At 66.8% G+C, this 26,382-nt stretch carries 23 protein-coding genes; 11 read left to right on the plus strand and 12 right to left on the minus strand.

The features are described 5' to 3' along the window. Window positions 1-78 precede the first annotated feature (78 nt). The gene (locus tag V5D55_RS17815; RefSeq protein WP_435745599.1) at window positions 79-684 is read left to right on the plus strand and encodes a DUF4126 domain-containing protein; all 606 of its coding nucleotides are present in this window, start codon (window positions 79-81) and stop codon (window positions 682-684) included. A 148-nt stretch (window positions 685-832) separates the two neighbouring features. Here V5D55_RS17815 and V5D55_RS17820 read toward each other — a convergent pair whose 3' ends face one another. Beyond that, complete coding sequence (locus V5D55_RS17820) at window positions 833-2,203, minus strand: carbohydrate-binding protein (RefSeq protein ID WP_435745601.1); 1,371 nt, start codon at window positions 2,201-2,203, stop codon at window positions 833-835. A 186-nt stretch (window positions 2,204-2,389) separates the two neighbouring features. Next, window positions 2,390-4,819, minus strand: a complete 2,430-nt coding sequence (locus V5D55_RS17825; RefSeq protein ID WP_435745603.1) for a LuxR C-terminal-related transcriptional regulator — start codon at window positions 4,817-4,819, stop codon at window positions 2,390-2,392. A gap of 408 nt (window positions 4,820-5,227) precedes the next feature. Here V5D55_RS17825 and V5D55_RS17830 point away from each other — a divergent pair, with 408 nt between their 5' ends. Both V5D55_RS17830 and V5D55_RS17835 read left to right on the plus strand, forming a co-directional pair. Next, window positions 5,228-6,154 carry a hypothetical protein gene (locus tag V5D55_RS17830; RefSeq protein WP_435745606.1) on the plus strand — a complete coding sequence of 309 codons (927 nt, stop codon included), beginning with the start codon at window positions 5,228-5,230 and terminating at the stop codon, window positions 6,152-6,154. A 207-nt stretch (window positions 6,155-6,361) separates the two neighbouring features. Further along, window positions 6,362-7,429, plus strand: coding sequence for a hypothetical protein (locus V5D55_RS17835; RefSeq protein WP_435745609.1), 1,068 nt, complete (start codon window positions 6,362-6,364; stop codon window positions 7,427-7,429). A 338-nt stretch (window positions 7,430-7,767) separates the two neighbouring features. Here V5D55_RS17835 and coaE read toward each other — a convergent pair whose 3' ends face one another. The 8 genes from coaE to rpsA all read right to left on the minus strand — a co-directional run bounded on the left by coaE (window position 7,768) and on the right by rpsA (window position 16,652). Further along, window positions 7,768-8,367 (minus strand): dephospho-CoA kinase, encoded by a 600-nt coding sequence (gene coaE, locus V5D55_RS17840; RefSeq protein ID WP_435745611.1) that lies wholly within the window; start codon window positions 8,365-8,367, stop codon window positions 7,768-7,770. A gap of 32 nt (window positions 8,368-8,399) precedes the next feature. Continuing rightward, window positions 8,400-8,984 carry a CoA-binding protein gene (locus V5D55_RS17845; RefSeq protein WP_435745613.1) on the minus strand — a complete coding sequence of 195 codons (585 nt, stop codon included), beginning with the start codon at window positions 8,982-8,984 and terminating at the stop codon, window positions 8,400-8,402. Next, window positions 8,981-10,285, minus strand: coding sequence for an O-acetylhomoserine aminocarboxypropyltransferase/cysteine synthase family protein (locus V5D55_RS17850; RefSeq protein ID WP_435745615.1), 1,305 nt, complete (start codon window positions 10,283-10,285; stop codon window positions 8,981-8,983). The genes V5D55_RS17845 and V5D55_RS17850 overlap by 4 nt, the downstream gene beginning before the upstream one ends. Window positions 10,286-10,292: 7 nt before the next feature. Further along, window positions 10,293-12,311 carry an acetate--CoA ligase gene (gene acs / locus V5D55_RS17855; protein ID WP_435745617.1) on the minus strand — a complete coding sequence of 673 codons (2,019 nt, stop codon included), beginning with the start codon at window positions 12,309-12,311 and terminating at the stop codon, window positions 10,293-10,295. Then, window positions 12,302-13,093 carry an ABC transporter permease gene (locus V5D55_RS17860; RefSeq protein ID WP_435749335.1) on the minus strand — a complete coding sequence of 264 codons (792 nt, stop codon included), beginning with the start codon at window positions 13,091-13,093 and terminating at the stop codon, window positions 12,302-12,304. The genes acs and V5D55_RS17860 overlap by 10 nt, the downstream gene beginning before the upstream one ends. A 65-nt stretch (window positions 13,094-13,158) precedes the next feature. Next, the gene (locus V5D55_RS17865; protein WP_435745619.1) at window positions 13,159-14,202 is read right to left on the minus strand and encodes an aliphatic sulfonate ABC transporter substrate-binding protein; all 1,044 of its coding nucleotides are present in this window, start codon (window positions 14,200-14,202) and stop codon (window positions 13,159-13,161) included. Continuing rightward, window positions 14,199-15,050 carry an ABC transporter ATP-binding protein gene (locus tag V5D55_RS17870; RefSeq protein ID WP_435745621.1) on the minus strand — a complete coding sequence of 284 codons (852 nt, stop codon included), beginning with the start codon at window positions 15,048-15,050 and terminating at the stop codon, window positions 14,199-14,201. Before V5D55_RS17870 ends, V5D55_RS17865 begins: the two co-directional genes overlap by 4 nt. A gap of 147 nt (window positions 15,051-15,197) precedes the next feature. Continuing rightward, the gene (rpsA, locus tag V5D55_RS17875) at window positions 15,198-16,652 is read right to left on the minus strand and encodes a 30S ribosomal protein S1 (protein WP_435745623.1); all 1,455 of its coding nucleotides are present in this window, start codon (window positions 16,650-16,652) and stop codon (window positions 15,198-15,200) included. Between the two features lie 239 nt (window positions 16,653-16,891). On the opposite strand from rpsA, the gene V5D55_RS17880 reads away from it, so the two are divergent. The 4 genes from V5D55_RS17880 (at window position 16,892) to V5D55_RS17895 (ending at window position 19,641) form a co-directional block, all read left to right on the plus strand. Further along, complete coding sequence (locus V5D55_RS17880; protein ID WP_435745626.1) at window positions 16,892-17,422, plus strand: hypothetical protein; 531 nt, start codon at window positions 16,892-16,894, stop codon at window positions 17,420-17,422. 422 nt (window positions 17,423-17,844) lie between these two features. Further along, window positions 17,845-18,240, plus strand: a complete 396-nt coding sequence (locus tag V5D55_RS17885; protein ID WP_435745629.1) for a hypothetical protein — start codon at window positions 17,845-17,847, stop codon at window positions 18,238-18,240. Between the two features lie 117 nt (window positions 18,241-18,357). Then, complete coding sequence (locus tag V5D55_RS17890) at window positions 18,358-18,660, plus strand: hypothetical protein (protein WP_435745632.1); 303 nt, start codon at window positions 18,358-18,360, stop codon at window positions 18,658-18,660. Window positions 18,661-18,696: 36 nt separating this feature from the next. Beyond that, complete coding sequence (locus tag V5D55_RS17895) at window positions 18,697-19,641, plus strand: 5'-3' exonuclease (protein WP_435745634.1); 945 nt, start codon at window positions 18,697-18,699, stop codon at window positions 19,639-19,641. Between the two features lie 33 nt (window positions 19,642-19,674). On the opposite strand, the gene V5D55_RS17900 is transcribed toward V5D55_RS17895, so the two are convergent. After that, window positions 19,675-20,658, minus strand: a complete 984-nt coding sequence (locus tag V5D55_RS17900) for a PHP domain-containing protein (RefSeq protein ID WP_435745637.1) — start codon at window positions 20,656-20,658, stop codon at window positions 19,675-19,677. Between the two features lies 1 nt (window position 20,659). Continuing rightward, complete coding sequence (gene trpD, locus V5D55_RS17905; RefSeq protein WP_435745640.1) at window positions 20,660-21,730, minus strand: anthranilate phosphoribosyltransferase; 1,071 nt, start codon at window positions 21,728-21,730, stop codon at window positions 20,660-20,662. Between the two features lie 192 nt (window positions 21,731-21,922). Here trpD and ctaE point away from each other — a divergent pair, with 192 nt between their 5' ends. From ctaE to qcrB, 4 genes are read left to right on the plus strand one after another with little or no spacing between them, the layout of a single operon-like run. Then, window positions 21,923-22,576: an aa3-type cytochrome oxidase subunit III gene (ctaE, locus tag V5D55_RS17910; RefSeq protein WP_435745643.1), complete on the plus strand. Its 654-nt coding sequence runs from the start codon at window positions 21,923-21,925 to the stop codon at window positions 22,574-22,576. Window positions 22,577-22,596: 20 nt separating this feature from the next. Then, complete coding sequence (gene qcrC, locus V5D55_RS17915; RefSeq protein ID WP_435745646.1) at window positions 22,597-23,397, plus strand: cytochrome bc1 complex diheme cytochrome c subunit; 801 nt, start codon at window positions 22,597-22,599, stop codon at window positions 23,395-23,397. A 36-nt stretch (window positions 23,398-23,433) separates the two neighbouring features. Continuing rightward, a complete protein-coding gene (gene qcrA, locus V5D55_RS17920; protein ID WP_435745649.1) occupies window positions 23,434-24,510 on the plus strand; it encodes a cytochrome bc1 complex Rieske iron-sulfur subunit in 1,077 nt (358 codons plus the stop codon). Further along, window positions 24,507-26,321: a cytochrome bc1 complex cytochrome b subunit gene (gene qcrB / locus V5D55_RS17925; RefSeq protein WP_435745652.1), complete on the plus strand. Its 1,815-nt coding sequence runs from the start codon at window positions 24,507-24,509 to the stop codon at window positions 26,319-26,321. Before qcrA ends, qcrB begins: the two co-directional genes overlap by 4 nt. Window positions 26,322-26,382: the final 61 nt, after the last annotated feature.

Genomic DNA, 26,382 nt, shown 5'->3' on the forward strand with positions numbered 1-26,382 from the left:
ATCCCCAGCAGACCCTCCCCTGGACGTCCCCACGTCTCATATCAGAATATCAGCGTCATCTGGGCATAAAGTGAGGACGTGATCGAGTTCGTCATCGGATCCAGCCTCGCCGCCGCTGCGGGCCTCAACGCGTGGATGCCGCTGTTCCTGCTCGGGATCGCCGATCGACTGCTGCCGGCCATGGTCCTCCCCGCCGGGTGGTCCTGGCTCTCCAGCGACATCGCCCTGTGGATCATCGGCGCCTTGCTCGCCCTGGAGATCGTCGCGGACAAGATCCCCGCGCTCGACTCGGTGAACGACGTGATCCAGAGCATCATCCGGCCGGCCGCGGGCGGAGTCGCCTTCGGTGCAGGCTCCGGAGCGCAGACCATCGCCGTCGACGATCCGTCGTCGTTCTTCACAGACAACACGTGGGTGCCGGTCGTCGCCGGCGTCGCGATCGCGCTCGTGGTGCACGTGCTGAAGGCAGGCGCCCGACTCGCCGCCAACGCGACCACCGGTGGACTGGCGGCTCCTGTGCTGAGCACCGCCGAGGATGGGGCCTCGTTCGCCCTGGCGGCGGCCGCCCTCATAGTGCCGATCCTCGCCGGGCTCCTGCTGCTCGGACTCGTCGTACTGGTCATCGTCCTCGTCAGGCGCAGACGACTCCGAAAACGACGGGAGATTCCGACCCCGGCTGCGTGACCGCGGTCGGCTCGCCGCCGACGCGGTCACGGCGTCATCCGACACGAACTGCCAGCAGACGGATCGGGCCCGGTGACGGATCATACGTCCGCACCGGGCCCGACGTCTCTGATCTCGGGCTCTGCGCTATCAGCGCTCCCGAATCAGATCACAGAATGGAGAGAATGCGCTTCGTGAAGGCGAGCGCCGGCTCCGCAGTGCCCGATCCGGTCTCGCTGACAGCGCCCACCGCAGAAGGCGTGTCCCTGTCCAGCGACCAGATGTGGAGGCCCGCAAGGTTCTTCTTCGCGTAGTCCGCGATCACAGCGATGTCCTTGATCGACACGACTTCGTCAGTGACGTCGTTCACGCCGATCATCGGGGTGACCTCGATGCGCTTGGCGTCGATCCCGAACGTGTGCTGCAGGTTCTTGACGGCCTGGATCGTCGAGGCGGCCATGTCGCAGCGGGTTCCGACAACGACGCAGTTGCCCGCGCTCGCCGGACCGAAGTCCATCGTCATCAGGTTGATGGTGTAGTTCTTCAGGCCGGCACGTTCGATGGCCTTGATCGACTGCGCTCCGAGCTCGTTCACGCCACCGAAGGACCCGTCGCTCGCAGCGAGCGTCGCAATCGTGAACGAGAAGCGCAGGTTCGGGTACGCTTCCTCGGCGCCCTTGGCGACAGCGACGAGGCTCTCGACCTGGGACGCCGTCTGGCCGCCTTCGAGATCGAAGTCGATGCCACGGAGATGCGGGCCTGCGTAGGTGTTGACGAAGGTGTTGAAGTCCGCTTGCGACGCGCACGTGAATGCACCCGCGGCGCCGCCGGTCGAGATGGTGTAGTCGACACCGGCTGCGGAGAGCTTGGCCACCTGGGCCTTCATCGCGGCCTTGTCGACGCCCGCCCAGGTCTCATTCGCGCACGAGCCCGTGGCGAAGGCCAACGTCAGCGAGTTCAGACCGGGCACATCCGCGAACGTCGAGCCTGCGCCGGTCAGCGGCTTGACCGAACCGGATGCTGCCGACTGGAGGTCGTTCGTGTTCCAGTCCATATGCCGCGTGATGTCCTTGTAGGGGCTGAAGGAGAAGTCGGCCGCCGAACGCGTGCTCGTCTGACCCGGCTTCTCCGCGGGGCGAGGCTTGTCGGGAACGACGCCGGCGGGGGTGCTGTCCGCGGGCGTCGAGGGAACCTCCGGAGGCGTGACGACCGGAGCAGTCTGCACGGGCGCCGGAACGGGGGGAACCACGACTACGCTGCCGGAGCAGGCACCCTGAGGCTTCCACGGCATTCCACTGCCGTCATCTCCCGAAGCCTTCCGAGGGTCTTCATTCTGCGTCCACCACTGCGCGGTGTAGTTGCTGCCGTCGATGGCGACCGTCTCACCTCCGACGTAGACCGTGTCCGCCGACCAGGAGGCCGAGCAGGGCGTGGAAGCACTCGCTGCCGTCGCACCGGCAAGGGGGGCCGCCGATGCGGCGAGCACGGCGAGTGCGGCCAGCCAGAGCGTGCGTGGAGGATGCGTCTTCTTGATCAACATGGATTCTCTTTCGGGGTGTGCGCCTCACACAGTCCGATGCTGCCGAGTACGCGGCGTCCATCGTCGCTGCCACGCGCGACCCCCTACGAGGTCAGGGCCCCGATGGACGTACATCCCCCTTGCGCGCACCGAGAATACGTCGGGATCTACGTATGGCGGAGCGTCGTCCGGCCCCTGTGCGCATGGTCACGGGGCGCCGACGGCATCGGCACGGCTGTCGAGGCCGAGCTTTCGCATCACGCGGTAGACGTGGGTCTCCGCGGTGCGAACACTGATGTGCAATCGCTGCGCGATCTCCGGGTTGCTGAGCCCGGAACGAACGAGGCGGACGACCTCCTCCTCGCGTCGTGTCAAGGAGGCGGATCGCGACCGCGCTCGCAGATCGCCGAGATAGACGCTGGCGGCGAGCTCGATCTCGCCGGCGATCTGACGAGCGAGTGACGCAGTGTCGGCGTCTGCGGCGGCGTCCGCCCATTCAGCGAGACGCGCGACGGCGTCGAATGCCAGGCCGTAGCATCCGATGGTTCGCAAGCCGTCCGACGCGGCGAGAGCGAGCGCGGAGTCACGGGTCGCGACCGCCACCGCGTAGCGCACGCATGCTTGTATGAACGGCGATGCCAGACCTTCCGTCAACGACCTGAACTCGTCGACTCGGTCCTGCTCCGTCGTGGTCCCGAGAGCGGTCATCATCGTGATGACGCCCGCGAAGCGTCCACCACGACGAAACAGGCTGACCGCTTCATCCCAGACGGATCGGTCGACCTCGCCGCGACGCTGACTCACCCGCGAGACCGAGACCCAGGCTTGATCCATTCCCGGGAAGAGGCCTCCCACCCGGTGTCGGAGCGCCTCCCCGCGGATCTGCACGAGGGAGGCGAGCGACTTCCCGGTGCGCTCGGCGATGACTTCGGCGGCGGAGAAGATCCCGCTCGCCTCCGGTTCGCAGATGTGCGGGGGCGAGCCGAGCGCGATGATGGAGTTGAGCAGCGAGATAGAACCTCCGAAACGCCCCTGGACGAGTTGCGCAGCCGTCACCGCATAAGCCGTCCGCCACAGGCCGATGGGGTCGGCATCGCGGCGCGCGCGAGAGAAGGCCACGCGCGATCTCCGCTCGGCCTCGCTCACGTTCCCTTCGCCGATGAGGGTCAGAACCTCCGCCACGGCACCTCTACTCGAGAGCGTCCGACCCGCTCGCGCATGCGCGTCGAGTGCGACGCGCGCAGCTTCGAAGTCGGCCATTCCCGCAGCGACATAGGCGCGCGACTCCCACACGGAGTCGTTCACCCATCCCGGCGAGTCGTTGAGGTCGAGAGCGAGCATCCCGGCTGCGGCGTTGAGGTCTCCCGTGCGGATGCTGATGTCGGCGCGGGCCACCGCGAAGAGCGGCGCGAGATCTGCGGAGAACTCCGGTTCCCCCGCGTCGAGCATCTCCAGAGCCTCAGTGACATCGGCACGCACGAGCGCGAAGGCATGCGCTGTGAGTATGAGGAATTCCGCGCTTTCGGCATCCGAACCGAGAGGTTCCACCATCTTGAGGATGAAGACGACGTCGGACCATTCCACGGATGCCGACATGAGGTTGCGGAGGTAGGTCAGGGCATTGGCGACCGTGGGCTGCGCGACGAAATCGCTGCGCGCCACCGTCGACCGGGAACGGATGACCTCGTGCAGGACACGGACGGAGATCGCGTCGATGTGATCGGCTTCGGGAACCACGACGCTCGGCCCGGCGAACGGCGTGACATCCGCATCCTGCAGGTGCTCCGCAAGGCGGCCACGCGCGAGAGGAGCCAGCTTATGGCGAAAGTGCTCGGCGAGCAGAGGCGGTGAGACCACGAACGTATCGGTGCCGTCGATGGAGCGTGGCTCGATCAGCCCTGCCGACTCGAGCCGTTCGAGAAGCGTGCGGTCGATGGTGCTGAGGAGGGACTGCTGGTCCATGATCGTCGAGATCGACAGCAGAGCCAGGACATCCCGCTCTTCCGGACTGACGTCGACCAGCAGTTCTGCCATCAAGCCGACGAGAAGGTCGGACCAGAGCGACGCCTTGGCGCACCACACGTCGTTGACAAGCGCCAGTGTGCCTTCCGCGCGCGCCGATTCGACGATCGCGACACCCATCTCGGCGTAGCCCCCCGACATCGCGAAGATCTCGCTCATCGTGGACTCCTCGACTGGCGCGCCGAGCCGGGTATGAATCTGCTTCTCGATCTGGCGATATCCCAGGGGCGCGAGCTCGACAAGATACGGGATGCCCGCCACATGCGAGCGATCAGCCAGCGCGGTGAGCCCGCGCGCACGCACGTCGCCGACCACCAGAGGTATACGCAGCCTCTCGTTGACTGCGGAGACCACGCCGAACGACAGCTCGTCGAGTGCTCCGACCGCATCGATGAGAAGAAGCCCGCGGCGCGGAAGGCGCTCGCGTATCTGCTCCACCAGTTCCGCTACGGCAGCTCCTGTGCGGCCATCTCGCGGGAACTCGAGGCCGGACAGCGAGAGGGCCCCGAAGGGAACGGAACGCAACGGCGCCGAACCTCGGATGCGCAGACAATTCCAGCCCCTGTCGGCGGAGTCGGCCTCGAGGTTGTCCAGGAAGTGTCGCATCGTGGACATGAACCGACTGCGGAGCGTGACGTGCCGCGCACCGTTGTCCAGGAGATTCCGGACCAGTCCCAACTCCGCGTGGCGCACGAACGGCGGTTCTGGCGGTGCATTGTACATATCGCTCCGGTCTCGCATCAGGTTCAGGCACCTGCGTACATCGAATCCTGCCGGCGGGCAGCACGCAGCTCGTCCTGATCCCTACGTATATTGCGGGCAAACGGATGGATACGTGTGTCAGCGCGTTGGAAAGGTAGACGTCTACCGCCTCTCAGCGAAACGACTATATACGGAAGACGAAAGATGACCACCAAAGAAATAGCGCCGCGTCCATTTATTACATTGCACCTCCGCAATATATTGGGGCGCCGCAATATATTGCATTGTGCGATGGGAATCGCGCTCATCGGTACCCTCTTCTTGGCAGGCACTGACACAGCCCATGCGGCCGAGGGCCCTCCCCCGGCCTCCCCCGCCGTGACGACCGTGGGCACCGGTGTCGGCCTGTACATCGGCGACAGCCCCTCCAGCATCGGCGACGGCAACGCTGACAGCAGCTACACCAACAACGGCATCCGCTTCCAGTTCAACGGAAGCGGTATCGCCCTCGTCGCGAATCAGAGTTTCATCGACTTCGACGCCGCCAGCCCGGTCATCCCACAGCAGATCTCGCTGTCCGGATACTGGCGACAGCAAGAAGACGGCTCCCTGGGTGATTGGAGCGTGCTGGCAAGGACCACGACGAGCGACTGGGTCACGCTGACGACTCCGCAGTCTCTCTCCACGACCTCCACGATCACCATTCCGACGGGGTCGATCGCCTACGACCACTACCGCCTGCTCTACCTCGGCGGCAGCACCGCGTCGAACGGCGGCAGGGGTGCCGGTGCGATCTCAGAGATCCGACTCAGCGGCCTGAGCGCACCCGTCGAATCAACGGTTGTCTCCGGCGCAGGAAGCGCACCGACGGAGATCACGAACTCGACGCCCTCCAGTGGAGTGCCGCCGAAGCGCCCCGAGACCTCGCCCCAGAACACAGACATCGTGTCCCAGAAGGATTCGAAAGCCACTCCGTCATCGCCGGTCGGACGACCGCCCGCAGAGTCGAAGATCGGAACCCGGATCTCAGCCGCGGACGACAGCACGAATACCGTCGCTCCAGTTCGGCTGCACGACTCAGCCACCGTCTCCCCATCATTGCCTTCCACGACTGCCGCGCTCGCGACGACAGGAGCCGGCGACACGCTCCCGTTCGCTCTGGCGGGCGTTCTCGCGGTCCTCGCCGGAGGCGCTCTCGTCGCGAATCCTGTCGGGCTTCTGCGTCGTATGCGCAGGCGCACTGCGTAGTCCGCCCCGGCCTTCCGATGAATCACCCGTCGACCCCGTCAGCGAATCCCGTGCACTACGCAATTCCTGGTACAGCGTTCGTACTCCCTTCGAGAACGGCGACGAGGTCGGCAGACGCAACAAAGACTTGCTTGTCCCCTTGAAGGGGCACAAGCACCTCCACCGGTGGCCACCCGCCAACGGAACAACCCACACGAAAGACGACTGATGAAGAACGAACTCACCCGCGGCACCCCTGCCTTCTCACGTTCGCGCGGACGGCTGCATTGCGCGGCGGGAGCAGCGCTGATCGGAGCCATGCTGATCGGCGGTGCAGTCCCCGCGATTGCTGCCACCGACTCGACGGTCATCTCGCCCGCGGCCACTGCGGTGGGCCTCGGCTCAGGCCTGTTCGCTGGATCGGATGGCCTTGCCAGCATCGGCGACGGCAACACCACGACCGCGTACGGCAACAATGGCATCCGGTACAACTTCACCGGCAGCGGAATCGCTTTCGTCGCGAACAAGAGCTACATCGACTTCGACCTCGACCAGCCCGTGATTCCGCAGAGCGTCACGCTGGCCGGGTACTGGCGTCAGGCGCGAGAGAAGGGCGCGCTGGGCAATTGGATCGTGCAGGCGCGGAACACCGACACGTGGATCACTTTGACCGCGCCGCAGCCCCTGTCCACCGCCTCGTCGATCAGCGTCCCCGCTGGCACGATTGCCTATCGGCACTACCGCCTCCTGTACGTCGGCGGCGCCACGTCGGCGAACGGCGGCAGCGGCGCCGGAGCGATCTCAGAGATCCGCGTCAGCGGAAGAGACGCGGGAGTCGTGACATCCGCCGGTCACGGCGTCGGTCTTTTCAGCAGCAGCGACGGGCCGACGAGTCTCGGCGACGGAAACACGACGAGCGCCTACAGCGACACCGGCATCCGCTACAAGTTCTCCGGCGACTCCATCGACTTCACTCCGGGGAAGACCCTCATCGAGTTCGCGTCTGCCGCTCCCCTGGTCCCTGAGAGCGTCACCCTGTCCGGATACTGGCGGCAGAGCCGCGCCGGATCACTGGGCAACTGGATCCTGCAGGCGAAGGAAGCCGACGGAACCTGGACCGATCTCACTGCCCCCGTGGCACTCTCCGTTTCCTCGAACATCGAGATCCCCCCGGTCACCACCGCCTACCAGTACTACCGCCTGGTCTTCATCGGCGGATCGACCTCAGCCAACGGCGGAACCGGCGCAGGATCCATCACGGAGATCCACGTCAACGGAACAGCTCCCTCCGACTGACACCACAGTCATCCGCTCCCGTCGGGGGTGCGACGATGATCTGGCACCGACGCAGAATGCGCCTGAGCGGCAAGCTCAGGCGCATTCTGTGTCAGAGGGTCGTGCCCCCACGCTCACCACCGCTTAGAAAAGCGAGATGAACCAGCCGAAGAAGATGCCGAGCATTTCTCTTCCTTTCCTGAGACATCCGACAGATTCGCCGGAACGATTGATGCTTTACCATCATCGCGATGCCATCTGGCGACGCAGATCATCTGTGTCGGAATTACGTAGTGCTCTGCCTCATCTGCGCGGCAAGAGAGTCGCCGTACGGAATAGCGACCGATCGTGCGGTTCGTTCACCGGGGGCGGATACGCTCCCAGAGCGCATCTGTCTGAGTATGCGTCGCATCGAGGGAGCCTGCTGTGTCGATGACGACGTCGGCGATCGCGAGTCGCTTCTCGTCGGAGACCTGCGCGTCGATTCGCTCCTGTGCGGCGCGCTCATCCATCCCGCGCAACTCGACCAGACGCCGCAGCCGTTCGGATACCGGCGCGTGCGCGACGACGATCGTGTCCCACGGATCGTCGACCCTGGCCTCGACGAGCAGAGGAACGTCGTACACCACCACGGCCCGCGGGTCCGCGGCCGCGGCGGCCTCGAACCGGCGCTGCGACTCCGCGCGCACGGCCGGATGCACGATCGCGTTCAGCTGCTTCAGGAGTGCGGAGTCGCCGAACACCTTGGCTCCGAGCGCGGCTCGATCGAGCGCTCCGTCCGCAGCGATGACGCCGCTGCCGAACGTCTGCGCGATCTGCTCGAGAACCGGGGATCCCGGTGCCTGCACGTCGCGCACGATCTGATCCGCATCGACGATGACGGCGCCGTGCTCGGCCAGACGCCGGGCGATGGTCGACTTCCCGGAGGCGATGCCACCGGTGAGCGCGATGAGGGGCATACGGCCAGTCTAGAGTTCCGGATGCCCGAGGATCACCGCGACAGCAGCTGCCGCCGCGAGCTGATGACGCCCGTGTCGAAGCCCGCCAGATGAAGTCCACCGTGGAAGCGCGCGTGCTCGATCTTGATGCAGCGGTCCATGACGACGGACAGCCCGGCGGCTTCCGCGAGCGCGGCGGCCTCCTCGTTCCAGGAGCCGAGCTGGAGCCACAGTGCCTTCGCTCCGACGTCGATCGCCTCCTGAGCGACTCCGGGCAGGTCGTCGTGTCGCCGGAACACGTCGACGATGTCGGGGACGACCGGGAGATCGGCGAGGGACGCGTACACGGGCTGACCGAGGATCTGCGTCTCCCGCGGGTTCACCAGGTACACGTCGTAGGCCGTGCTCGACAGCAGGTACGTCGTGACGAAGAAGGACGCCCGCGCCGGGTTGTTCGACGCGCCGACGATCGCCACCGACTTCGTGCGGCGCAGCAGCCCGAAGCGATCCGACTGCGACGGGCCGACCCAGGTGCGCGCCGGATCGACGGCAACGGCTCCCGGCAGCGCGCACGCCACAGCATCCGCCACGGCGGGAAGAGCGCAGGCGTCCGCTGCCGGGGTGTTCGTCGCGCTCATCGGTTCGCTCCTGTCGCGGTCGTGAGGGCCTGGTCGAGGTCCCAGATGATGTCTTCCGCGTCTTCCAGACCGACCGAGATGCGGATGAGGTCCGGTCGTACACCTGCGGCGACGAGTTGCTCCTCGGTGAGCTGTCGGTGCGTCGTGGATGCCGGGTGGATCACGAGCGTACGCGCATCCCCGATGTTCGCGAGGTGCGAGGCGAGTTGCAGATTCTCGATGAGGGTCTCCCCCGCTGCGCGCCCGTCGTCGGCCGCGACGCCGAAGGCGAAGACCGATCCCGGACCGAGCGGAAGGTACTTGGCGGCACGCTCGCGGTGCGGGTGCCCGTCGAGTCCCGCCCAGGTGACGTACGCGACTCGGGGGTCGGAGGCGAGCCAGTCGGCCACGATCCGCGCGTTCGCGAGGTGGGCGTCGATCCGCTGCGGCAGCGTCTCGATGCCCTGCAGCAGATTGAACGCGGACTGCGGGCTCAGCGCCGGTCCGATGTCACGCAGCTGCTCGGAGCGCAGCTTGGTGAGGAAGCCGTACTCACCGAAGTTGTCCCACCATTTGATGCCGCCGTAGGACTCGACGGGTTCCGTCATCTGCGGGAACTTGCCGTTGCCCCAGTCGAACGTGCCCTTCTCGATGACCACGCCGCCGAGAGTCGTTCCGTGGCCGCCGAGGAACTTCGTCACCGAGTGGATCACGATGTCGGCGCCGTGCTCGAGTGGCCGGGCGAGGTACGGGGTCGCGAGCGTCGCGTCGACGACCAGCGGCACGCCGGCCTCATGCGCCACCGCGGCCAGCCCTTCGATGTCGGCGATCTCGCCGGACGGGTTGCCGATCATCTCCACGTAGACGACCTTGGTCTCCGGTCGGATCGCCGCCGCATAGTCGGCGGGGTCGGTCGAAGCCACGAAGGTGGTCTCGACGCCGAAGCGCCGCAGCGTCACATCGAGCTGCGTCACGGTGCCGCCGTAGAGCTGCGCGGCGGCCACCACGTGATCGCCGGCGCCGACGAGGGCGGCGAACGTGATGAACTCCGCGCTCATCCCGGATGCGGTGGCGACGGCGCCGATCCCGCCTTCCAGCGAGGCGAGGCGCTCTTCCAGCGCGGCCACCGTCGGGTTGCCGATGCGCGAGTAGATGTTGCCGTACTTCTGCAGGGCGAAGAGGTTGCCGGCATCAGCCGCGTCTTCGAAGACGAACGAGGTCGTCTGGTAGATCGGCACAGCACGTGCACCGGTCGCGGCGTCGGGGGTTCCACCGGCGTGGAGTGCCCTGGTGCGAAACCCGAAACGGTGTTCTTCGGTCATGGTGTCCTCAGTTCGACTGCGGTGAGAGTTCGGCCGTGGCGAGCACGTCGGCGATGTCGGCGACGGCCCAGGGGTTCTGCAATGACGTGGTGTCTCCGAGCGCCTCGGGTTCGCGGCCGGCGCGCCGATCCTGCTCCGCTTCCCAGAGCTGCGCGAGCAGCCGGCGCATGATCTTGCCGGAGCGCGTCTTGGGCAGATCGGGCACGACGACAACGTGCTTCGGTTTCGCGACGGGCCCGATGGCATGCGCCACCTGCGCGCGGAGTACCGACGGCGTGACCTCGGACCTTCCGGACGGCGTCACGAAGGCGACGACCGCCTGCCCGGTGACGGGGTCGGCGACTCCGGCCGATCCGGCTTCGCCGACGGTGTCATGCGCGACGAGCGCCGACTCGATCTCGATGGTCGAGAGGCGATGACCGGACACGTTCACGACATCGTCGAGGCGCCCGAGGATCCAGATGTAACCGTCGGCATCGCGGGTCGCGCCGTCCCCGGCGACGTAGTACCCGCCGAAGTCCCCGTGGCCGGCGAACGCCGACCAGTACGCGTCACGGTAGCGCTGCGGGTTGCCCCACACCGTGCGCGCCATGCCCGGCCACGGGCGACGCACGACCAAGGTGCCCGAGCGGCCTGGAGCCACCTCGTCGCCGTCGTCGTCGACCACGGCGACATCGATGCCGGGGAGCGGAACCGTCGCCGAGCCCGGCTTGAGAGCGGTGACGCCCGGCAGCGGGGCGATCATGGCGGCACCCGTCTCGGACTGCCACCAGGTGTCGACGACCGGCAGCTCGTCGCGGCCGAAGTTGCGCCGGAACCACACCCAGGCCTCCGGGTTGATCGCCTCGCCGACCGTGCCCAGCAGGCGCAGGGTGGAGAGGTCGTGCCCGGTCGGCACGTCGGCGCCGAACCAGGTCATGAAGGTGCGGATCAGCGTGGGCGCCGTGTAGTACACGGTCACCCCGTAACGCTCGATGATCTCGAGGTGCCGCTCCCTGTGCGGGGTGTCCGGCGTCCCCTCGTAGATCACCTGGGTGAGCCCGTTCGACAGGGGGCCGTAGATCTCGTACGTATGAGCGGTCACCCACGCGAGGTCGGCCGTGCACCAGTGCACGTCGTCGGGCTTGGCGTCGAAGTGCGCCCAGTGCGCCCAGCTCGCGTGCGTGAGATAGCCGCCCGAGGTGTGCACGAGACCCTTCGGCTTCCCGGTCGTCCCCGAGGTGTAGATGATGAAGAGCGGATGCTCGGCGTCGAACGGCTGCGCCTCGTGCTCCGTCGACGCGGTGTCGACGACGTCGTGCCACCAGACGTCGCGTCCTTCGGTCCACGGCACGTCCTGGCCGGTACGCCGCAGCACGAGCACGTGCTCGAGATCGGGCAGGTCGGCGGCGGCGACGTCGGCAGTGGACTTGACCTCGGTGGCGGTGCCACGGCGGAACTGCCCGTCGCTCGTGACGAGCAGCTTGGCCCCGGTGTCCTGCAGCCGGAAGCGCACCGCCTCGGCCGAGAACCCGCCGAACACGAGCGAGTGCACCGCGCCGATCCGCGCGCAGGCGAGCGTGACCACGATGGTCTCGACGAGCACCGGCAGGTAGATCACGACGCGATCGCCGGGACGGATGCCGAGCGCGAGGAGCCCGTTCGCCGCCTGGGACACCCGACGCTGGAGATCGGCGTAGGTGACAGAGGTCCGGTCGCCGGGCTCCCCCTCGAAGTGCACGGCGACCTTGTCACCGAGACCGGCCGCGACATGCCGGTCGACGCAGTTGTAGGCCACATTGAGGGTTCCGCCCACGAACCACCGCGCAGCCGGAACCGCATCGTCGAGCGGAGGCTCCCACTCGTGAGCGGTGTGCCACGGCGCGAACCAGTCCAGCCGGCGCGCGGCCTCTTCCCAGAACGCGGTCGGATCGGCGGACGCGCGATCGTAGATCTCAGCGCCGAGGTTCGCCTGCGCCGCAAAGCCGGCGGGTGCCGGGTAGACGCGCGATTCCTGCAGCCGGGCTTCCGTCACTGTCACGCCCACTTTCGGAGCAGGTACTTCTCGACCAGCGCGAGGATGCCGTTGGTGATCGTTCCGAGGAGGGCGAGCAGCACGATCGACAGCAGGATGCGGTCCACTCGTCCGTTGCTCTGGGAGTCGGTCAGCAGGTATCCCAAGCCCATCGACGAGGCGATGAGCTCGGCGGCGACCAGGAAGAGCCAGGCCTGCGCGAGCGCGAGCCGCAGCCCGGAGACGACGGACGGCACGACGGCCGGCAGCTGCACCGTGCGGAACAGCGACCAGCCGTGCAGGCTGAACGACCGCCCGGCCTCCACGAGGTGCGGATCCACGTGCCGGAGCGCCGACGCGACCGTCGTGTACACCGGGAAGAACGCACCGATCGCGATCAGCGTGACCTTCGACTCCTCCCCGATCTGCATCCACAGGATGAGCAGCGGCACCCAGGCGAGCGACGGCACCGCGCGGACGGCGGCGAGTGTCGGGCTGAGCAACACGTCACCGAGTCTGGAGAGCCCGACGAGCCCGGCGGCCGCGAGCCCGATCACCGAGCCGATCGCGAAGCCGAGCAGCACGCGCTGCACGGAGATCGCGATATGGGTCCACAGCTGCCCGTTCTCGGCCAGTTCGACGCCGGCGAGGAACACCGTCGCGGGAGCAGGAAGACGATAGGGCTCGACGAAGCCGGATATGGTCACGACCTGCCAGGTGACGATGATGATGACGGGCAGCAGCAGGCCGCCGAGGATGCGGACAGCCGGCCGATCCCAGGCGCGACGCGCTCCGGCATCCGGGCGCCGCCGCATCCCCTTCGCGAAGTCGAGAGCCTCTCGGGAATCCGCCGGGATGATGACCCGCTGGTCGGGAACGGTCACTCGCCGCCGACCGCCTTCTCGGCGAACGTCGAGTTCACGATCGAGGAGAGCGCCTTGTCGACGGAGGCCTTTCCGCCCTGCACGTCACCCGAGTCGACGAGGACCGGAGCGATCTTCTGGAGCACCGCGAGCTGATCGTCTCCGGGAACGCCGCTGACGTCGAGGTTCGAACGCTCCTGGATGACGGTCGTCGCCACCTCGATGTCGATGCCCGCGACCTCGGCGAGCAGAGCCGCGGTCTCGTCGGGGTTCTCGAGGGCCCACTCGCGAGCCTGCTCGTAGGCGTCGACGACGGCCTGCGCGAGGTCGGGGTGGTCGGTGATGAACTCCTCGGTGGCGTTGAGGAAGCCGTAGGAGTTGAAGTCGACGTTGCGGTAGATGAGCTTGTCGCCCGACTCCGCCTCGGCTGCCGCCATGATCGGGTCGAGTCCGGCCCATGCATCCACCGAACCGCCGTCGAGCGCGGCCCGGCCGTCGGCGTGCTGCAGGTTCTGCACCTCGACGTCGGAGAGCGAAAGCCCACCCTCTTCGAGCGCCTGGAGCAGGAAGAAGTACGGGTCCGTGCCCTTGGTCGCGGCGACCGACTTGCCCTTCAGGTCTTCGACCGAGGTGATGTCGCTGTCGGGTCCGACGACGATCGCCGCCCACTCGGGCTGCGAGTAGATGTCGATGACCTGGATCGGTGAGCCGTTCGCGCGGGCGAGGAGTGCGGCGGAACCGGCAGTGGAGCCGACGTCGACCGAGCCGGAACGCAGCAGTTCATTCGCCTTGTTGGAGCCGGCGGACTGGATCCACTCGACCTTCACGTCGTCGCCGAGGATCTCTTCGAGGATGCCCTGGTCGCGGATGACGAGGCTCAGCGGGTTGTAGGTGGCGAAGTCGATGGACAGCGTGTCGGATGACCACTCCCCTGCCGCAGGCTTGCTGTCCCCGTCGGAGGACGCGTCGGCATTCTCTCCGGCGACACAGCCGGTCGCGACGAGCATCATCGTCCCGGCGATGGCGATCGCGGGGATGATTCGGCGGGTGATGGTGCTCATCGGGTCTCCTCGGTGATGCGGTGATGGGTGTCCACACCGAGCCCTTCGAGGAGCTCGGCGCGGAGGTCGGCGAGACCGCGATCTGCGCGGTCTCGGGGGCGGATGCCGGGCACGGCGACCGTTCGGGCGATCGAGGGCTCGGCGTCGCCGGTGTCGCCGGTGAGCGTGCGGAGAAGCAGCACGCGATCGGCGAGGTAGAGGGCCTCTTCGACGTCATGCGTGACGAGGAGGATGGTGGTGGGCTCGGCGGCATGGATCTTGAGCAGCAGATCGTGCATGCGGAGCCGGGTGAGGGCGTCGAGAGCACCGAAAGGCTCGTCGAGGAGGAGCACTCCGGGGTTGCGCGCCAGCGCTCTCGCCAGGGAGGCGCGCTGCGCCATACCGCCGGAGACTTCGCGCGGACGCTGGTCCGCGGCGTGCTCGAGGCCGACGAGGTGCAGCAGTTCACTCACGCGCTCCCGACCGGCGCGGCGCGCTGTGCCGCGGGGAAGGCCGAGTTCGACGTTCTGGGCGATGGTGCGCCAGGGCAGGAGGCGCGGCTCCTGGAAGGCGTTGGCGGTGCGCTCGTCGACATCGGCGACGCCGGTTCCGTCGAGGCGGATGCTGCCGTGCGTCGGAGCGTCGAGTCCCCCGACGAGGCGGAGCAGGGTGGACTTGCCGCATCCGGACGGGCCGACGACCGCGACGATCTCACCGGCCGCGATATCGACGTCCACGCCGCGCAGGACGGCGCGGCTCCCCTGTGCGAGCGGGAAGGAGCGCTCGATGCCCTCGAGCCGCACGGCCTGCGCCGCGCCGGCGGGCGTCGGTGCGTTCGCGACGCGCGACGGAGGGAGCAGGGCAGTCATATCCCCATGCTGGCTGAGCACTCCGATTGTTACGAATGCCGTCGTAATGTTCGGTCACGCACGGCTCTGCGCGACTTCCCGGGGACGCGAAACGGGCCGCCACGCCCACCCGAGGGTGAGGTGACGGCCCGTTTCAGAGCGTGATGCTTAAGCGTTGCCGCCCGACAGCTTCTCGCGGAGAGCCGCGAGTGCCTCGTCGTCGGCCAGGGTGCCTGCACCGGTGGCTTCGCTCGAGAAGACCTGGCCGCCGAAGTCGGCGCCGGCCTCTGCCTCGGCCTCTGCGGCCTTGGTGACCTGAGCCTTGTGGGCCTCCCAGCGAGCCTGGGCTGCAGCGTACTCCTGCTCCCATGCCTCGCGCTGGGTGTCGAAGCCTTCCTTCCAGGCGCCGGTCTCGGCGTCGAAGCCCTCCGGGTACTTGTACTCGCCGTTCTCGTCGTACTCGGCGAGCATCCCGTACAGGGCCGGGTCGAACTCGGTGCCGTTGGGGTCGACCGACTCGTTGGCCTGCTTCAGCGACAGCGAGATGCGGCGACGCTCGAGGTCGATGTCGATGACCTTGACGAAGACCTCTTCGCCGACCGACACGACCTGCTCGGCCAGCTCGACGTGCTTGCTGGAGAGCTCGGAGATGTGGACGAGGCCCTCGATGCCGTCTGCGACGCGAACGAACGCACCGAACGGAACGAGCTTGGTGACCTTACCCGGCGTGACCTGTCCGATCGCGTGGGTGCGGGCGAAGACCTGCCACGGGTCCTCCTGCGTCGCCTTCAGCGACAGGGAGACGCGCTCGCGGTCGAGGTCGACCTCGAGGATCTCGACGGTGACCTCCTGGCCAACCTCGACAACCTCGGAGGCGTGCTCGATGTGCTTCCAGGACAGCTCGGAGACGTGCACGAGGCCGTCCACGCCGCCCAGGTCGACGAATGCGCCGAAGTTGACGATCGAGGAGACGACACCCTTGCGAACCTGACCCTTGTGCAGGTTGTTGAGGAAGGTCGTACGCGACTCGGACTGCGTCTGCTCGAGCAGAGCGCGACGGCTCAGCACGACGTTGTTGCGGTTCTTGTCGAGCTCGAGGATCTTGGCCTCGAGCTCCTGGCCGAGGTACGGCGTGAGGTCGCGGACGCGGCGCAGCTCGATGAGCGAGGCCGGCAGGAAGCCACGGAGGCCGATGTCGACGATGAGTCCACCCTTGACGACCTCGATGACCGTACCGGTGACGACGCCGTCGTTCTCCTTGATCTTCTCGACGTCTCCCCAGGCACGCTCGTACTGAGCACGCTTCTTGGAGAGGATCAGACGGCCTTCCTTGTCCTCCTTCTGGAGAACAAGAGCCTCGACCTCGTCGCCGACCTTGACGACCTCGTTGGGGTCGACGTCGTGCTTGATGGAGAGCTCACGCGAGGGGATGACACCCTCGGTCTTGTATCCGACGTCGAGCAGAACCTCATCGCGGTCGATCTTGACGATCGTGCCTTCGATGATGTCGCCGTCGTTGAAGAACTTCAGGGTCTTCTCGACCGCGGCCAGGAAGTCCTCAGCAGATCCGATGTCGTTGATGGCGACCTGCTTGGTGGCCGGGGCGGTCGTTGCGGTAGTCATGTAGTGGGTTGTCCTTGTTGGATGGAGTCTCAGGCTGAGAGGCAAAGACCGCGCACGGCCGACTGCATGCATCTCAGCAGTTGGATTTTGGTGAAGTTGCCACGAGGGCATGCGTAGGCACGCCACGAGTGACAACTCAGGTTATCAGAAGTACGGATGCCGGTGGGATCCAGGTTGCGGACTGTTTCGCCTGTGGATAACTCGAACGGCGATCAGCCGCATCGGGTTACCGTGACCGGGTGAAACTCCCTCGTACTCTCGCGGTGCTCGCGCTGGGCGCCCTCGCACTCAGCGGCTGCTCCCCCACGCCGACACCGACGCCGACACCGACGCCGACACCGACCGCGGCATTCGCGTCGGAAGAGGAGGCCTTCGCTGCGGCCGAGGAGACGTACCGGGCGTACAACGAAGCCGGGAACCAGCGAATTGCTGGATCCGATAGTCCCGATCCTCGCGATTATCTGATGGGCGCAGCACAGGACGCTGACACCGCAACGCTCAATCTGTTTCGGGAGAACGGTCTACATCTGGAAGGCGAGGCATTCGTCGAGACGTTTCGAGGCGAAAGGGTTGACTTCGAGGCAGAGCCAAACCGCGTCGATGCTGTCGTGTGCATCGACGCAAGCGACACGCGTCTGGTAGACGAGAGCGGCAGAGACGTGACGCCGTCAACACGGCCAGCCAGTTCGTCGCTCGCCGTCACCATGTTGTGGATCGAGGGTCGCTTTCTGATATCCGACTCGCGTCTTGAAGCGACTTCATCGTGCTAAGACGCCGGCACCTCAGGATCGCTGTCCTCATGCTTGCGACATTGAGCCTCGGAGCTGTCCCCGTTCCGCAGAGTGGGGCTTGCTCGTTTGACGCCCACCTCGCGGGGCTCTGCGTGAACAACTCCGGAGATGAACTCACGTTCACGGAGGAACGCACGGACCCGGGCACCAACGGCCGCGGTCATCCAGTCAAAACCCCAGACTCTCCTCCCCGCTCCCCAGCCAAGGAGTTCAACTTCGAAGAATGCCTCACCCAGTGGGAAGACCCTCGGAAGTGTTTCCGGGCGAGAGCCGACGAGGAGCCCGCGGAGGCGACGGAGGAAGATGCCGCTACTCCGGCCATCACGATCACCGATCTCGCACAGTTCGCTCCTCAACCGGTCGCCGCCACCGGCGAACCCGACAATCTGGGAGTCGCAGGAATGCCGACGAACTTCGTCGCCGCGGCATCCGCTCACACCCGAACCGGCGCGTTGTTCGGCGCTCCCCTCACTGTGCGCTTCACCCCGATCGGCTACGACTTCCACTACGGCGACGGCGACACGGCTTCCACGCGCGCCGGCGGGCAGACCTGGTCGGCACTCGGGCAGGCTCCTTTCACCCCGACCGATACCAGCCACACCTACCGAGAACGCGGCTCCTACGATGCGAGCGTCTCCGTCCGTTACTCCGCCGAGGTCGATCTCGGCGGCGGTTGGTTCGTGGTCCCCGGCGAACTCGCGATAGACGGCCCGACCCAGCAGATCCGCATCTTCGAAGCCCACACCGCGCTCGTGGCACGCACGTGCTCCGAGCAACCCACGGCTCCGGGTTGCTGATCGCGGACGCCGGTCGTTCTACTCTGAGTCCATGCTCCGCGCCGACCGCCTCATGCCCGGTGACCGATGAACGCGGCACAGCAATTCCCTCGTCCCCTGACGACCCGGGAGCGCGCCGTGCTGGATGCCCTCCTCTCGGAAGACTTCCCCGCGGCATCCGATCTGCGGCAGCAGGCGGAGAACGCCCAAGTCGCGCGGATGTGTGACTGTGGCTGCCCGTCGATCGATTTCGTTCACCCTCCGACACCTCCCGGTCTGCATATCCACGTGAACGCGTGGGTTCCGGGTGACGAAACCGGCGGCCTGTTCCTGTACACCGAAGGGCGATGGCTCGGCGGCATCGAATACGTTCCCAACACCGATGTCTCCCCTGATGAGCTCCCAGACCCGAGACTCCTCCACATCGAGGTTGCCGGGTAGTCGTCACCGGCGAGCGGTCGTCGTTACTCTGAGTCCATGCCTCGCGCCGACCGCCTCATGCTGCTCGACACCGCCAGTCTCTACTTCCGCGCCTTCTACGGCGTGCCCGACAAGGTCAAGGCGCCCGACGGCTCCCCGATCAACGCCGCGCGCGGCCTGCTCGACATCATCGCCAAGCTCGTCACGCTCTACGAGCCCACACACGTCATCGCCTGCTGGGACGACGACTGGCGTCCGCAGTGGCGCGTCGACCTCATCCCGAGCTACAAAGCGCACCGCGTCGTCGAGGTCGTCCCCGCCGGGCCCGACGTCGAAGAGGTGCCCGACCCGCTCGAGGCGCAGATCCCCCTCATCCGCGAGACGCTCGCCGCCATCGGCATCCCGATCATCGGCGTGGCCGAGCACGAAGCCGACGACGTGATCGGCACGCTCGCGACCAACGCCACCATGCCGGTCGACATCGTCACCGGTGACCGCGACCTGTTCCAGCTCGTCGACGACGCCCGCGACGTCAGGGTCGTCTACACCGCAAAGGGCATGAGCAACCTCGAGATCGTCACCGACGCGACAGTCGTCGCGAAGTACGGAGTCCTCCCGTCGCAGTACGCCGACTTCGCCACCATGCGGGGCGACGCGTCCGACGGACTGCCGGGAGTCGCCGGTGTCGGCGACAAGACCGCCGCCACCCTGCTGCAGGCCCACGCCGATCTGGAAGGCATCCGCGCGGCTGCCGACGCCGGAGAAGGGATGAGCGCCGGCGTCCGAGCCAAGATCCTCGCGTCATCCGACTATCTCGACGTCGCGCCGACGGTCGTCGCAGTCGCCACCTCGCTGCCTATCACCGCCCCCGATGTCCCCCTGCACGTCCTCGACCCGGCCGAGGCGGATGCCGCCACAGCCCTCGCCGACAAGTGGAACCTCGGGTCCTCGATGACCCGCGCCGTCAACGCTGTGTCGAACGCCGCCCTCGCGGCTGAATAACCGACTGACCGACCGACCGTCCATCGAGGACGTTCACTCCGCCCAGGCGAGCAGCCGCTCCAGACCCCAGGTCGTGACGATCCGAGCCGCCGGGACCCCGGCTCGCTCGGCGCGCTCAGCACCGTGATCCAACAGAGAGAGTTGGCCCGGCGCATGAGCGTCTGAGTCGATGGAGAACAGGCATCCGGCCTCGAGCGCGATCGCGATCAGCTCATCCGGCGGATCCTGTCGCTCCGGGCGCGAGTTGATCTCCACGGCCACGCCGTTCTCGGCGCACGCGGCGAACACGGCGGCCGCGTCGAACGTCGACTGCGGACGCGTGCCCCTGCTCCCCTCGACGAGGCCCGTGCAGTGCCCCAGGACGTTCACCCGGGGATGCGACACCGCAGCGATCATCCGCGCGGTCATCGGCCGCGAGTCCATTCGCAACTTGGAATGCACGGATGCCACGACGATGTCGAGCTCCGCGAGCAGCGAGTCCTCCTGATCGAGCGCACCGTCATCGAGGATGTCGACCTCTATACCCGCAAGCAGCGTGAAGCCGTCCCCCGACTCCGCCCGCACCAACGGCATCTGCTCACGCAAGCGCTCCGCAGACAGCCCGCGCGCCACGCGGAGGCGTGGCGAATGATCCGTGATCGCCTGGTACTCGTGGCCCTGAGCCCGCGCAGCCGCCGCCATCACGGGGATCGACGTGGTTCCGTCCGACCAGTCGGTGTGCGCATGCAGATCGCCGCGCAGTTTCGCGCGCAACTCAGACACGATCTCCGGCTCGACATCGCCGCGCAGCTCGACGAGGTAGTCGGGCACCTGACCGGCCTGTGCCTGTCGGATCACGGCGAACGTCGACTCTCCGATTCCTTTACTTGCGCGCAGGCGCGTCGGGTCGGCGGTGACGTCATCCGGGAGATCCTGCAGGATCTGCGCCGCCTGCCGGAACGCCTTCGCCCGATAGCGCGACGCCCGCTCCCGCTCCAACAGGGAAGCGATCTCGAGCAGGGCGTCGACGGGATCCATGTCAGTCCCCGGCAGAGGCCAACTCGCGGCTCACGCCGATCCATTCGTCGAGCTTCGCCAGCGCGCGCCCCTCGTCCAAGGCGGCGGATGCTCGCTCATATCCTTCGCGAAGACGCTCGAGAATCGGACGCTGCACCTGAGTGGCATCCTGCGAGAGCTCGAACGCCACGATGCCGGCGGCGGCGTTCAGGAGCACGATGTCGCGCACCGCCCCCGTCTCCCCCGCCAGCGTGCGACGGAGCACCTCGGCATTGTGCTGCGGCGAACCGCCGATCAGATCGGCGAGGTCCGCCACGGGAATGCCGAGATCGCGAGGATCGAGGTCATGTTCGTGGATGTCACCGCGGGTGACCTCCCAGATGCGGCTGTGACCGGTCGTCGTGAGTTCGTCGAGGCCGTCGTCGCCGCGGAAGACCAGGGCGGTCGCTCCCCGGGTGCGGAAGACACCCGTGATCAGCGGCACGCGCTCGATCTGGGCGACGCCGACCGCGTTCGCCTCCGCACGCGCCGGGTTGCAGAGCGGGCCGAGCATGTTGAAGACAGTGGGTACGCCCAGCTCGGCGCGCACGGCGCCCGCGTGCTTGAAGCCCGGGTGGAAAGCTCCCGCCCACGCGAACGTGATGCCGGTGCGATCGAGGATGGATGCCACGGCGGCGGGGTCGAGCGAGAGCTCCAAGCCGAGCGCGCCGAGGACATCGGAGGAACCCGACGCAGAGCTCGCCGCGCGGTTGCCGTGCTTGACCACGGGGATGCCGGTCGCACCGATGACGATCGCCGCCGTGGTGGAGACGTTCACCGTTCCCACCCGGTCGCCGCCGGTCCCGACGATGTCGAGCACGTTCGGGGAGACGGGCAGAGGGACAGCCGCTTCGAGGATCGCGTCACGGAAGCCGACGATCTCGTCGATCGTCTCTCCCTTCGCCCGCAGGGCGATGAGGAACCCGGCGAGCTGCGCTTCGGTGACGTCGCCCTGCATGATCTGACGCATCGCCCATGTCGACTCCCACACGCTGAGATCACGGCGCTCCAACAGCGAGGTGAGCACGTCGGACCAGGTCAGGGAATCAGCCATGAGTGCGATCCTATCGGCGACGAGAAAACGTGCAGATCGATCCTGACGCGCGCGCGTCGAAAGACCATCCGCTGTTTCCCGCGGATTCACCGGCTATTCGCAGCGTTTTCTTAGGGTCCCCTAAGTCGCAGAGGGGCAAAACGAGGCCCCCTGGTGCGAGAATCATCCCCGAGGATCGGCCATAATGGAAGGGTGACGACCTCAGCGACGTATGCCCAGGCGGCGAGAACTATCAAGCGGCCCAACCCGGTAGCTGTCGGCACCATTGTGTGGCTCGGCAGTGAGGTGATGTTCTTCGCGGGACTCTTCGCGATCTACTTCACGCTCCGCAGCACTTCCCCCGAGCTCTGGGCCGACCGGACCGAGCTGCTGAACGTCCCGTTCGCGGCAGTCAACACCGCGATCCTGGTGCTCTCCTCGTTCACCTGCCAGATGGGTGTGTTCGCGGCTGAGGACCTGCAGCCGTACCGGCTCGCCAAGGGACAGAAGAACGGCACCGGCCGTCGTCGCCTGTTCGGCTGGGGCATGGTCGAGTGGTTCTTCCTCACCTTCGCCCTCGGCGCGATCTTCGTCTCCGGCCAGGTGTGGGAGTACGCGCAGCTCGTCGCTGAAGGCATGCCGATCAACGCCGACTCGTACGCCTCCGCGTTCTACCTGACCACCGGCTTCCACGCCCTGCACGTCACGGGCGGGCTCGTCGCGTTCCTGCTCGTCATCGGGCGCGCATACGCCGTCAAGAACTTCCGGCACAAAGAGGCGACGTCCTCGATCGTGGTGTCCTACTACTGGCACTTCGTCGACGTCGTCTGGATCGTGCTGTTCCTCGTTATCTACTTCCTGAAATAAGAGCGGAGCTGATCCCCGAGATGGCACGAGAGAAGAAGCGCCGTTCTGGCGGTCGTCGCAGCCCTTTGGCGGCGGCCGCGCTCATCGGAGCAGGCCTCATGATCACCGGCGCCGTGTACGCCGGTGCCTCAGCCGCGTTCGCGGCCACCGAGACGCCGACCGCGTCGACGCAGTTGACGGTCGAGGACGGCCAGACGCTGTTCAAGGCGAACTGCGCCACCTGCCACGGCCTCGACCTGCAGGGAACGGCCAACGGGCCGAGCCTCTTCGGCGTCGGCGAGCTGGCCACCGAGTTCCAGCTCTCCACCGGCCGCATGCCCCTGCAGATGCAGGGACCGCAGGCGCCGCAGAAGGAGCCGCAGTTCACCGAAGAGCAGATCCTCGCGATCTCGTCCTTCGTGCAGTCGGTCGCTCCCGGTCCGACCTACCCCGCTGACCACATCCTGGACGGTGAAGGCGACGTCGCGAACGGCGCCGAGCTGTTCCGCGTGAACTGCGCGATGTGCCACAACGTCGCCGCCGCGGGTGGGGCGCTGACCGAGGGCAAGTACGCTCCGGCCCTGACCGAGACCAGCGCGCTGCACATGTACGCCGCGATGGTCACCGGCCCCCAGAACATGCCGGTCTTCGGCAACATGAACCTGTCCGACGAGGACAAGCGCGACATCATCTCGGCCCTGCTCTACCAGCAGCAGTCCGTGCAGATCGGCGGCTTCTCGCTCGGATCACTGGGACCGGTCTCCGAGGGCCTGTTCGTGTGGATCTTCGGCATCGGCGCGCTCGTCGCCATCACCGTGTGGATCACGGCGAAGTCCAACTGACGCTTATTCATCGAAGAGGAACGTACGAGGAGCACCATGGCACACGACGACGACTCGCAGGCTCTTGACAGGGCCTACCAGCCCTCTCCGGGGCTGGGTGTCGCAGTCAGCGATCCCGTGCAGAACCCGGGGCTGCCGCCGCACCGCGAGCGGATGACCGACAAGGACCCGCGCGCTGAGAAGACCGCGGACCGCACTGTCTACACCCTGTTCTACCTCTCGCTCGCCGGGAGCATCTGGGCGGTCGCCGCCTACATGCTGTTCCCGATCGAGAGCGGCGCGCTCATCGACATCCGACAGAACAACCTCTTCATCGGACTCGGCATCGCTCTCGCGCTGCTGGCCCTCGGCATCGGTGCGATCCACTGGTCCAAGGCGCTGATGTCCGACAAGGAGCACGTCGAGTACCGCCACCCGACGCGCGGCAAGGACTCCACCCGCGAGGCGGCCATCAAGTCCTTCGCCGACGCGAACGAGGAGTCCGGCTTCGGACGTCGCTCGATGATCCGCAACTCGCTCTTCGCGGCGATCGTCGCATCGATCATCCCGGGTGTCACGCTCTTCCGCGGCCTCGCTCCGCACTCCACGCCCGAGGACCCGACTGCGGGCGACCCGGTCGTGCTGCTCAAGCACACGATGTGGGAAGAGGGCTCGCGCCTGGTCCGCGACCCGGACGGCACCCCCATCCGCGCGGCCGATGTCACGCTCGGTTCCGCATTCCACGTCATCCCCGAGGAGCTCGCAGAGCTCAGCCACCACGACGGCTACCTCGAGGAGAAGGCGAAGGCCATCGTCCTGATGATGCGCCTCCGCCCGGAGCAGCTGACCGAGGCCGAGGACCGCAAGGACTGGTCCTACGACGGCATCGTCGCGTACTCCAAGGTCTGCACGCACGTCGGCTGCCCTGTGGCCCTGTACGAGCAGCAGACCCACCACCTGCTGTGCCCGTGCCACCAGTCGCAGTTCGACGTCACGGACCACGCCAAGGTCATCTTCGGCCCGGCGGCTCGCCCGCTGCCGCAGCTGCCCATCACCGTCGATGACGAGGGCTACCTGATCGCACGCAGCGACTTCAAGGAACCCGTCGGCCCGAGCTTCTGGGAGCGCCATTGAGCACCGCAACGCTGTCCAAAGACGACAAGGACACGAAGGCCCCGCTCGGCGGTCGCTTCGTCGGCGCCGCGTCGAACTACATCGATGAGCGCACCAGCCTCTCCGGCTTCGTCAAGGAGCTGGGTCGCAAGATCTTCCCCGACCACTGGTCGTTCATGCTCGGTGAGATCGCGCTCTGGAGCTTCGTCGTCGTGTTCCTCTCCGGAACCTTCCTGACGTTCTTCTTCCAGGCCTCGATGGTGGAGACCCACTACACGGGCGCCTACGCACCGATGCGCGGCATCGAGATGTCCGCAGCGCTCGAGTCGTCGCTGCACATCTCGTTCGACCTGCGCGGCGGGCTCCTGGTGCGGCAGATCCACCACTGGGCCGCACTCGTGTTCATCGCCGGCATCGGCGTGCACATGCTCCGCGTCTACTTCACCGGTGCGTTCCGCAAGCCGCGCGAGCTGAACTGGGTGATCGGCTTCGTGCTCTTCATCCTGGCGATGGCCGAGGGCTTCACCGGCTACTCGCTCCCCGACGACCTGCTCTCGGGTAATGGTCTCCGCATCATCGACGGCATGATCAAGGGCCTCCCCCTGATCGGCACGTGGACCTCGTTCATGCTCTTCGGCGGCGAGTTCCCGGGCACCGACATCGTCGGACGCCTGTACACGCTGCACATCCTGCTGCTGCCGCTGATCATCATCGGACTCATCGTCGTGCACCTGATGCTGATGATCGTCAACAAGCACACGCAGTTCGCGGGCCCCGGCCGCACGAACGACAACGTCGTGGGCTACCCGATGATGCCGGTGTACATGTCGAAGATGGGCGGATACCTGTTCATCGTCTTCGGTGTGATCGTGCTGATCGCGACGTTCTTCCAGATCAACCCGATCTGGAACTACGGCCCGTACGACCCGTCCCCCGTCTCGGCCGGAACCCAGCCCGACTGGTACATCGGATTCGCCGACGGCGCGCTCCGCCTGGCACCGTCGAACCTCGACCTGGTCCTGTTCGACCGCACCTGGTCGTTCGGCATCCTGCTCCCTGTCGCCGTGCTCGGACTGTTCATCGTGGCCGTCGCGATCTACCCCTTCATCGAGGCGTGGATCACGGGCGACAAGCGCGAACACCACCTGGCTCAGCGCCCGCGCAACGCGGCGACCCGCACCGCCATCGGCGTTGCCGGAGTCATCTTCTACGCCGTGCTGTGGGCTGCAGCATCCTCCGACCTCATCGCGACGCACTTCATGCTCACCATGGAGGGTGTCATCCACTCGCTCCAGGCGCTGCTGTTCGTCGGACCGATCCTGGGTTACTTCGTCACGAAGCGCATCTGCATCGCGCTCCAGAAGAAGGACCGCGAGATCGTGCTGCACGGCTTCGAGTCCGGCCGCATCGTCCGCCTCCCCGGTGGCGAGTTCATCGAGGTGCACCAGCCGGTCGACCAGTACGACCGTTGGAAGCTCATCGACGTCGACGGATACGAGCCTCTCGTCGTCCGCCCGAACGCCAAGGGCCGGATCCCGTGGACGGAGAACCTCCGTTCCTCGATCTCGCGCTGGTTCTTCGAGGACCGTCTCGCGCCGCTCACGCAGGCCGAGGTCGAAGCGGCCGATGCGCACCAGCACCACGTCACGGCTCAGAACGAAGAGACCGAGGCCGCCGAGATCCAGGGTGCGCACGAGCGCGCCGGCTTCCCGGACGCCCCGCTCACCGTCGACGAGACGCACATCGACGAGACGTCGAACACTCCGAGCACCGTCATCGCCACGGAGCCGGTGAAGAAGCCGCGCAAGAAGAAGTCGGAGGAGGGCGAGTAGTCGCCACTCCCCCACGATGAAGGCCTCGTCCGATCCGGACGGGGCCTTTGTCGTCGCACTC

The sequence above is a fragment of the Microbacterium sp. PMB16 genome (genome assembly GCF_051294855.1).
Classification (GTDB): Bacteria; Actinomycetota; Actinomycetes; order Actinomycetales; family Microbacteriaceae; genus Microbacterium.

What these genes read in the sequence shown, in the direction of transcription:
- V5D55_RS17820 (WP_435745601.1), bottom strand. Translation starts at nt 2,203, where the DNA reads ATGTTGATCAAGAAGACGCATCCTCCACGCACGCTCTGGCTGGCCGCA.
- V5D55_RS17825 (WP_435745603.1), bottom strand. Translation starts at nt 4,819, where the DNA reads ATGTCCACGATGCGACACTTCCTGGACAACCTCGAGGCCGACTCCGCC.
- V5D55_RS17835 (WP_435745609.1), top strand. Translation starts at nt 6,362, where the DNA reads ATGAAGAACGAACTCACCCGCGGCACCCCTGCCTTCTCACGTTCGCGC.
- coaE (WP_435745611.1), bottom strand. Translation starts at nt 8,367, where the DNA reads ATGCCCCTCATCGCGCTCACCGGTGGCATCGCCTCCGGGAAGTCGACC.
- V5D55_RS17845 (WP_435745613.1), bottom strand. Translation starts at nt 8,984, where the DNA reads ATGAGCGCGACGAACACCCCGGCAGCGGACGCCTGCGCTCTTCCCGCC.
- V5D55_RS17850 (WP_435745615.1), bottom strand. Translation starts at nt 10,285, where the DNA reads ATGACCGAAGAACACCGTTTCGGGTTTCGCACCAGGGCACTCCACGCC.
- V5D55_RS17860 (WP_435749335.1), bottom strand. Translation starts at nt 13,093, where the DNA reads ATGCGGCGGCGCCCGGATGCCGGAGCGCGTCGCGCCTGGGATCGGCCG.
- V5D55_RS17865 (WP_435745619.1), bottom strand. Translation starts at nt 14,202, where the DNA reads ATGAGCACCATCACCCGCCGAATCATCCCCGCGATCGCCATCGCCGGG.
- V5D55_RS17870 (WP_435745621.1), bottom strand. Translation starts at nt 15,050, where the DNA reads ATGACTGCCCTGCTCCCTCCGTCGCGCGTCGCGAACGCACCGACGCCC.
- rpsA (WP_435745623.1), bottom strand. Translation starts at nt 16,652, where the DNA reads ATGACTACCGCAACGACCGCCCCGGCCACCAAGCAGGTCGCCATCAAC.
- V5D55_RS17885 (WP_435745629.1), top strand. Translation starts at nt 17,845, where the DNA reads ATGCCGACGAACTTCGTCGCCGCGGCATCCGCTCACACCCGAACCGGC.
- V5D55_RS17895 (WP_435745634.1), top strand. Translation starts at nt 18,697, where the DNA reads ATGCCTCGCGCCGACCGCCTCATGCTGCTCGACACCGCCAGTCTCTAC.
- V5D55_RS17900 (WP_435745637.1), bottom strand. Translation starts at nt 20,658, where the DNA reads ATGGATCCCGTCGACGCCCTGCTCGAGATCGCTTCCCTGTTGGAGCGG.
- trpD (WP_435745640.1), bottom strand. Translation starts at nt 21,730, where the DNA reads ATGGCTGATTCCCTGACCTGGTCCGACGTGCTCACCTCGCTGTTGGAG.
- qcrC (WP_435745646.1), top strand. Translation starts at nt 22,597, where the DNA reads ATGGCACGAGAGAAGAAGCGCCGTTCTGGCGGTCGTCGCAGCCCTTTG.
- qcrA (WP_435745649.1), top strand. Translation starts at nt 23,434, where the DNA reads ATGGCACACGACGACGACTCGCAGGCTCTTGACAGGGCCTACCAGCCC.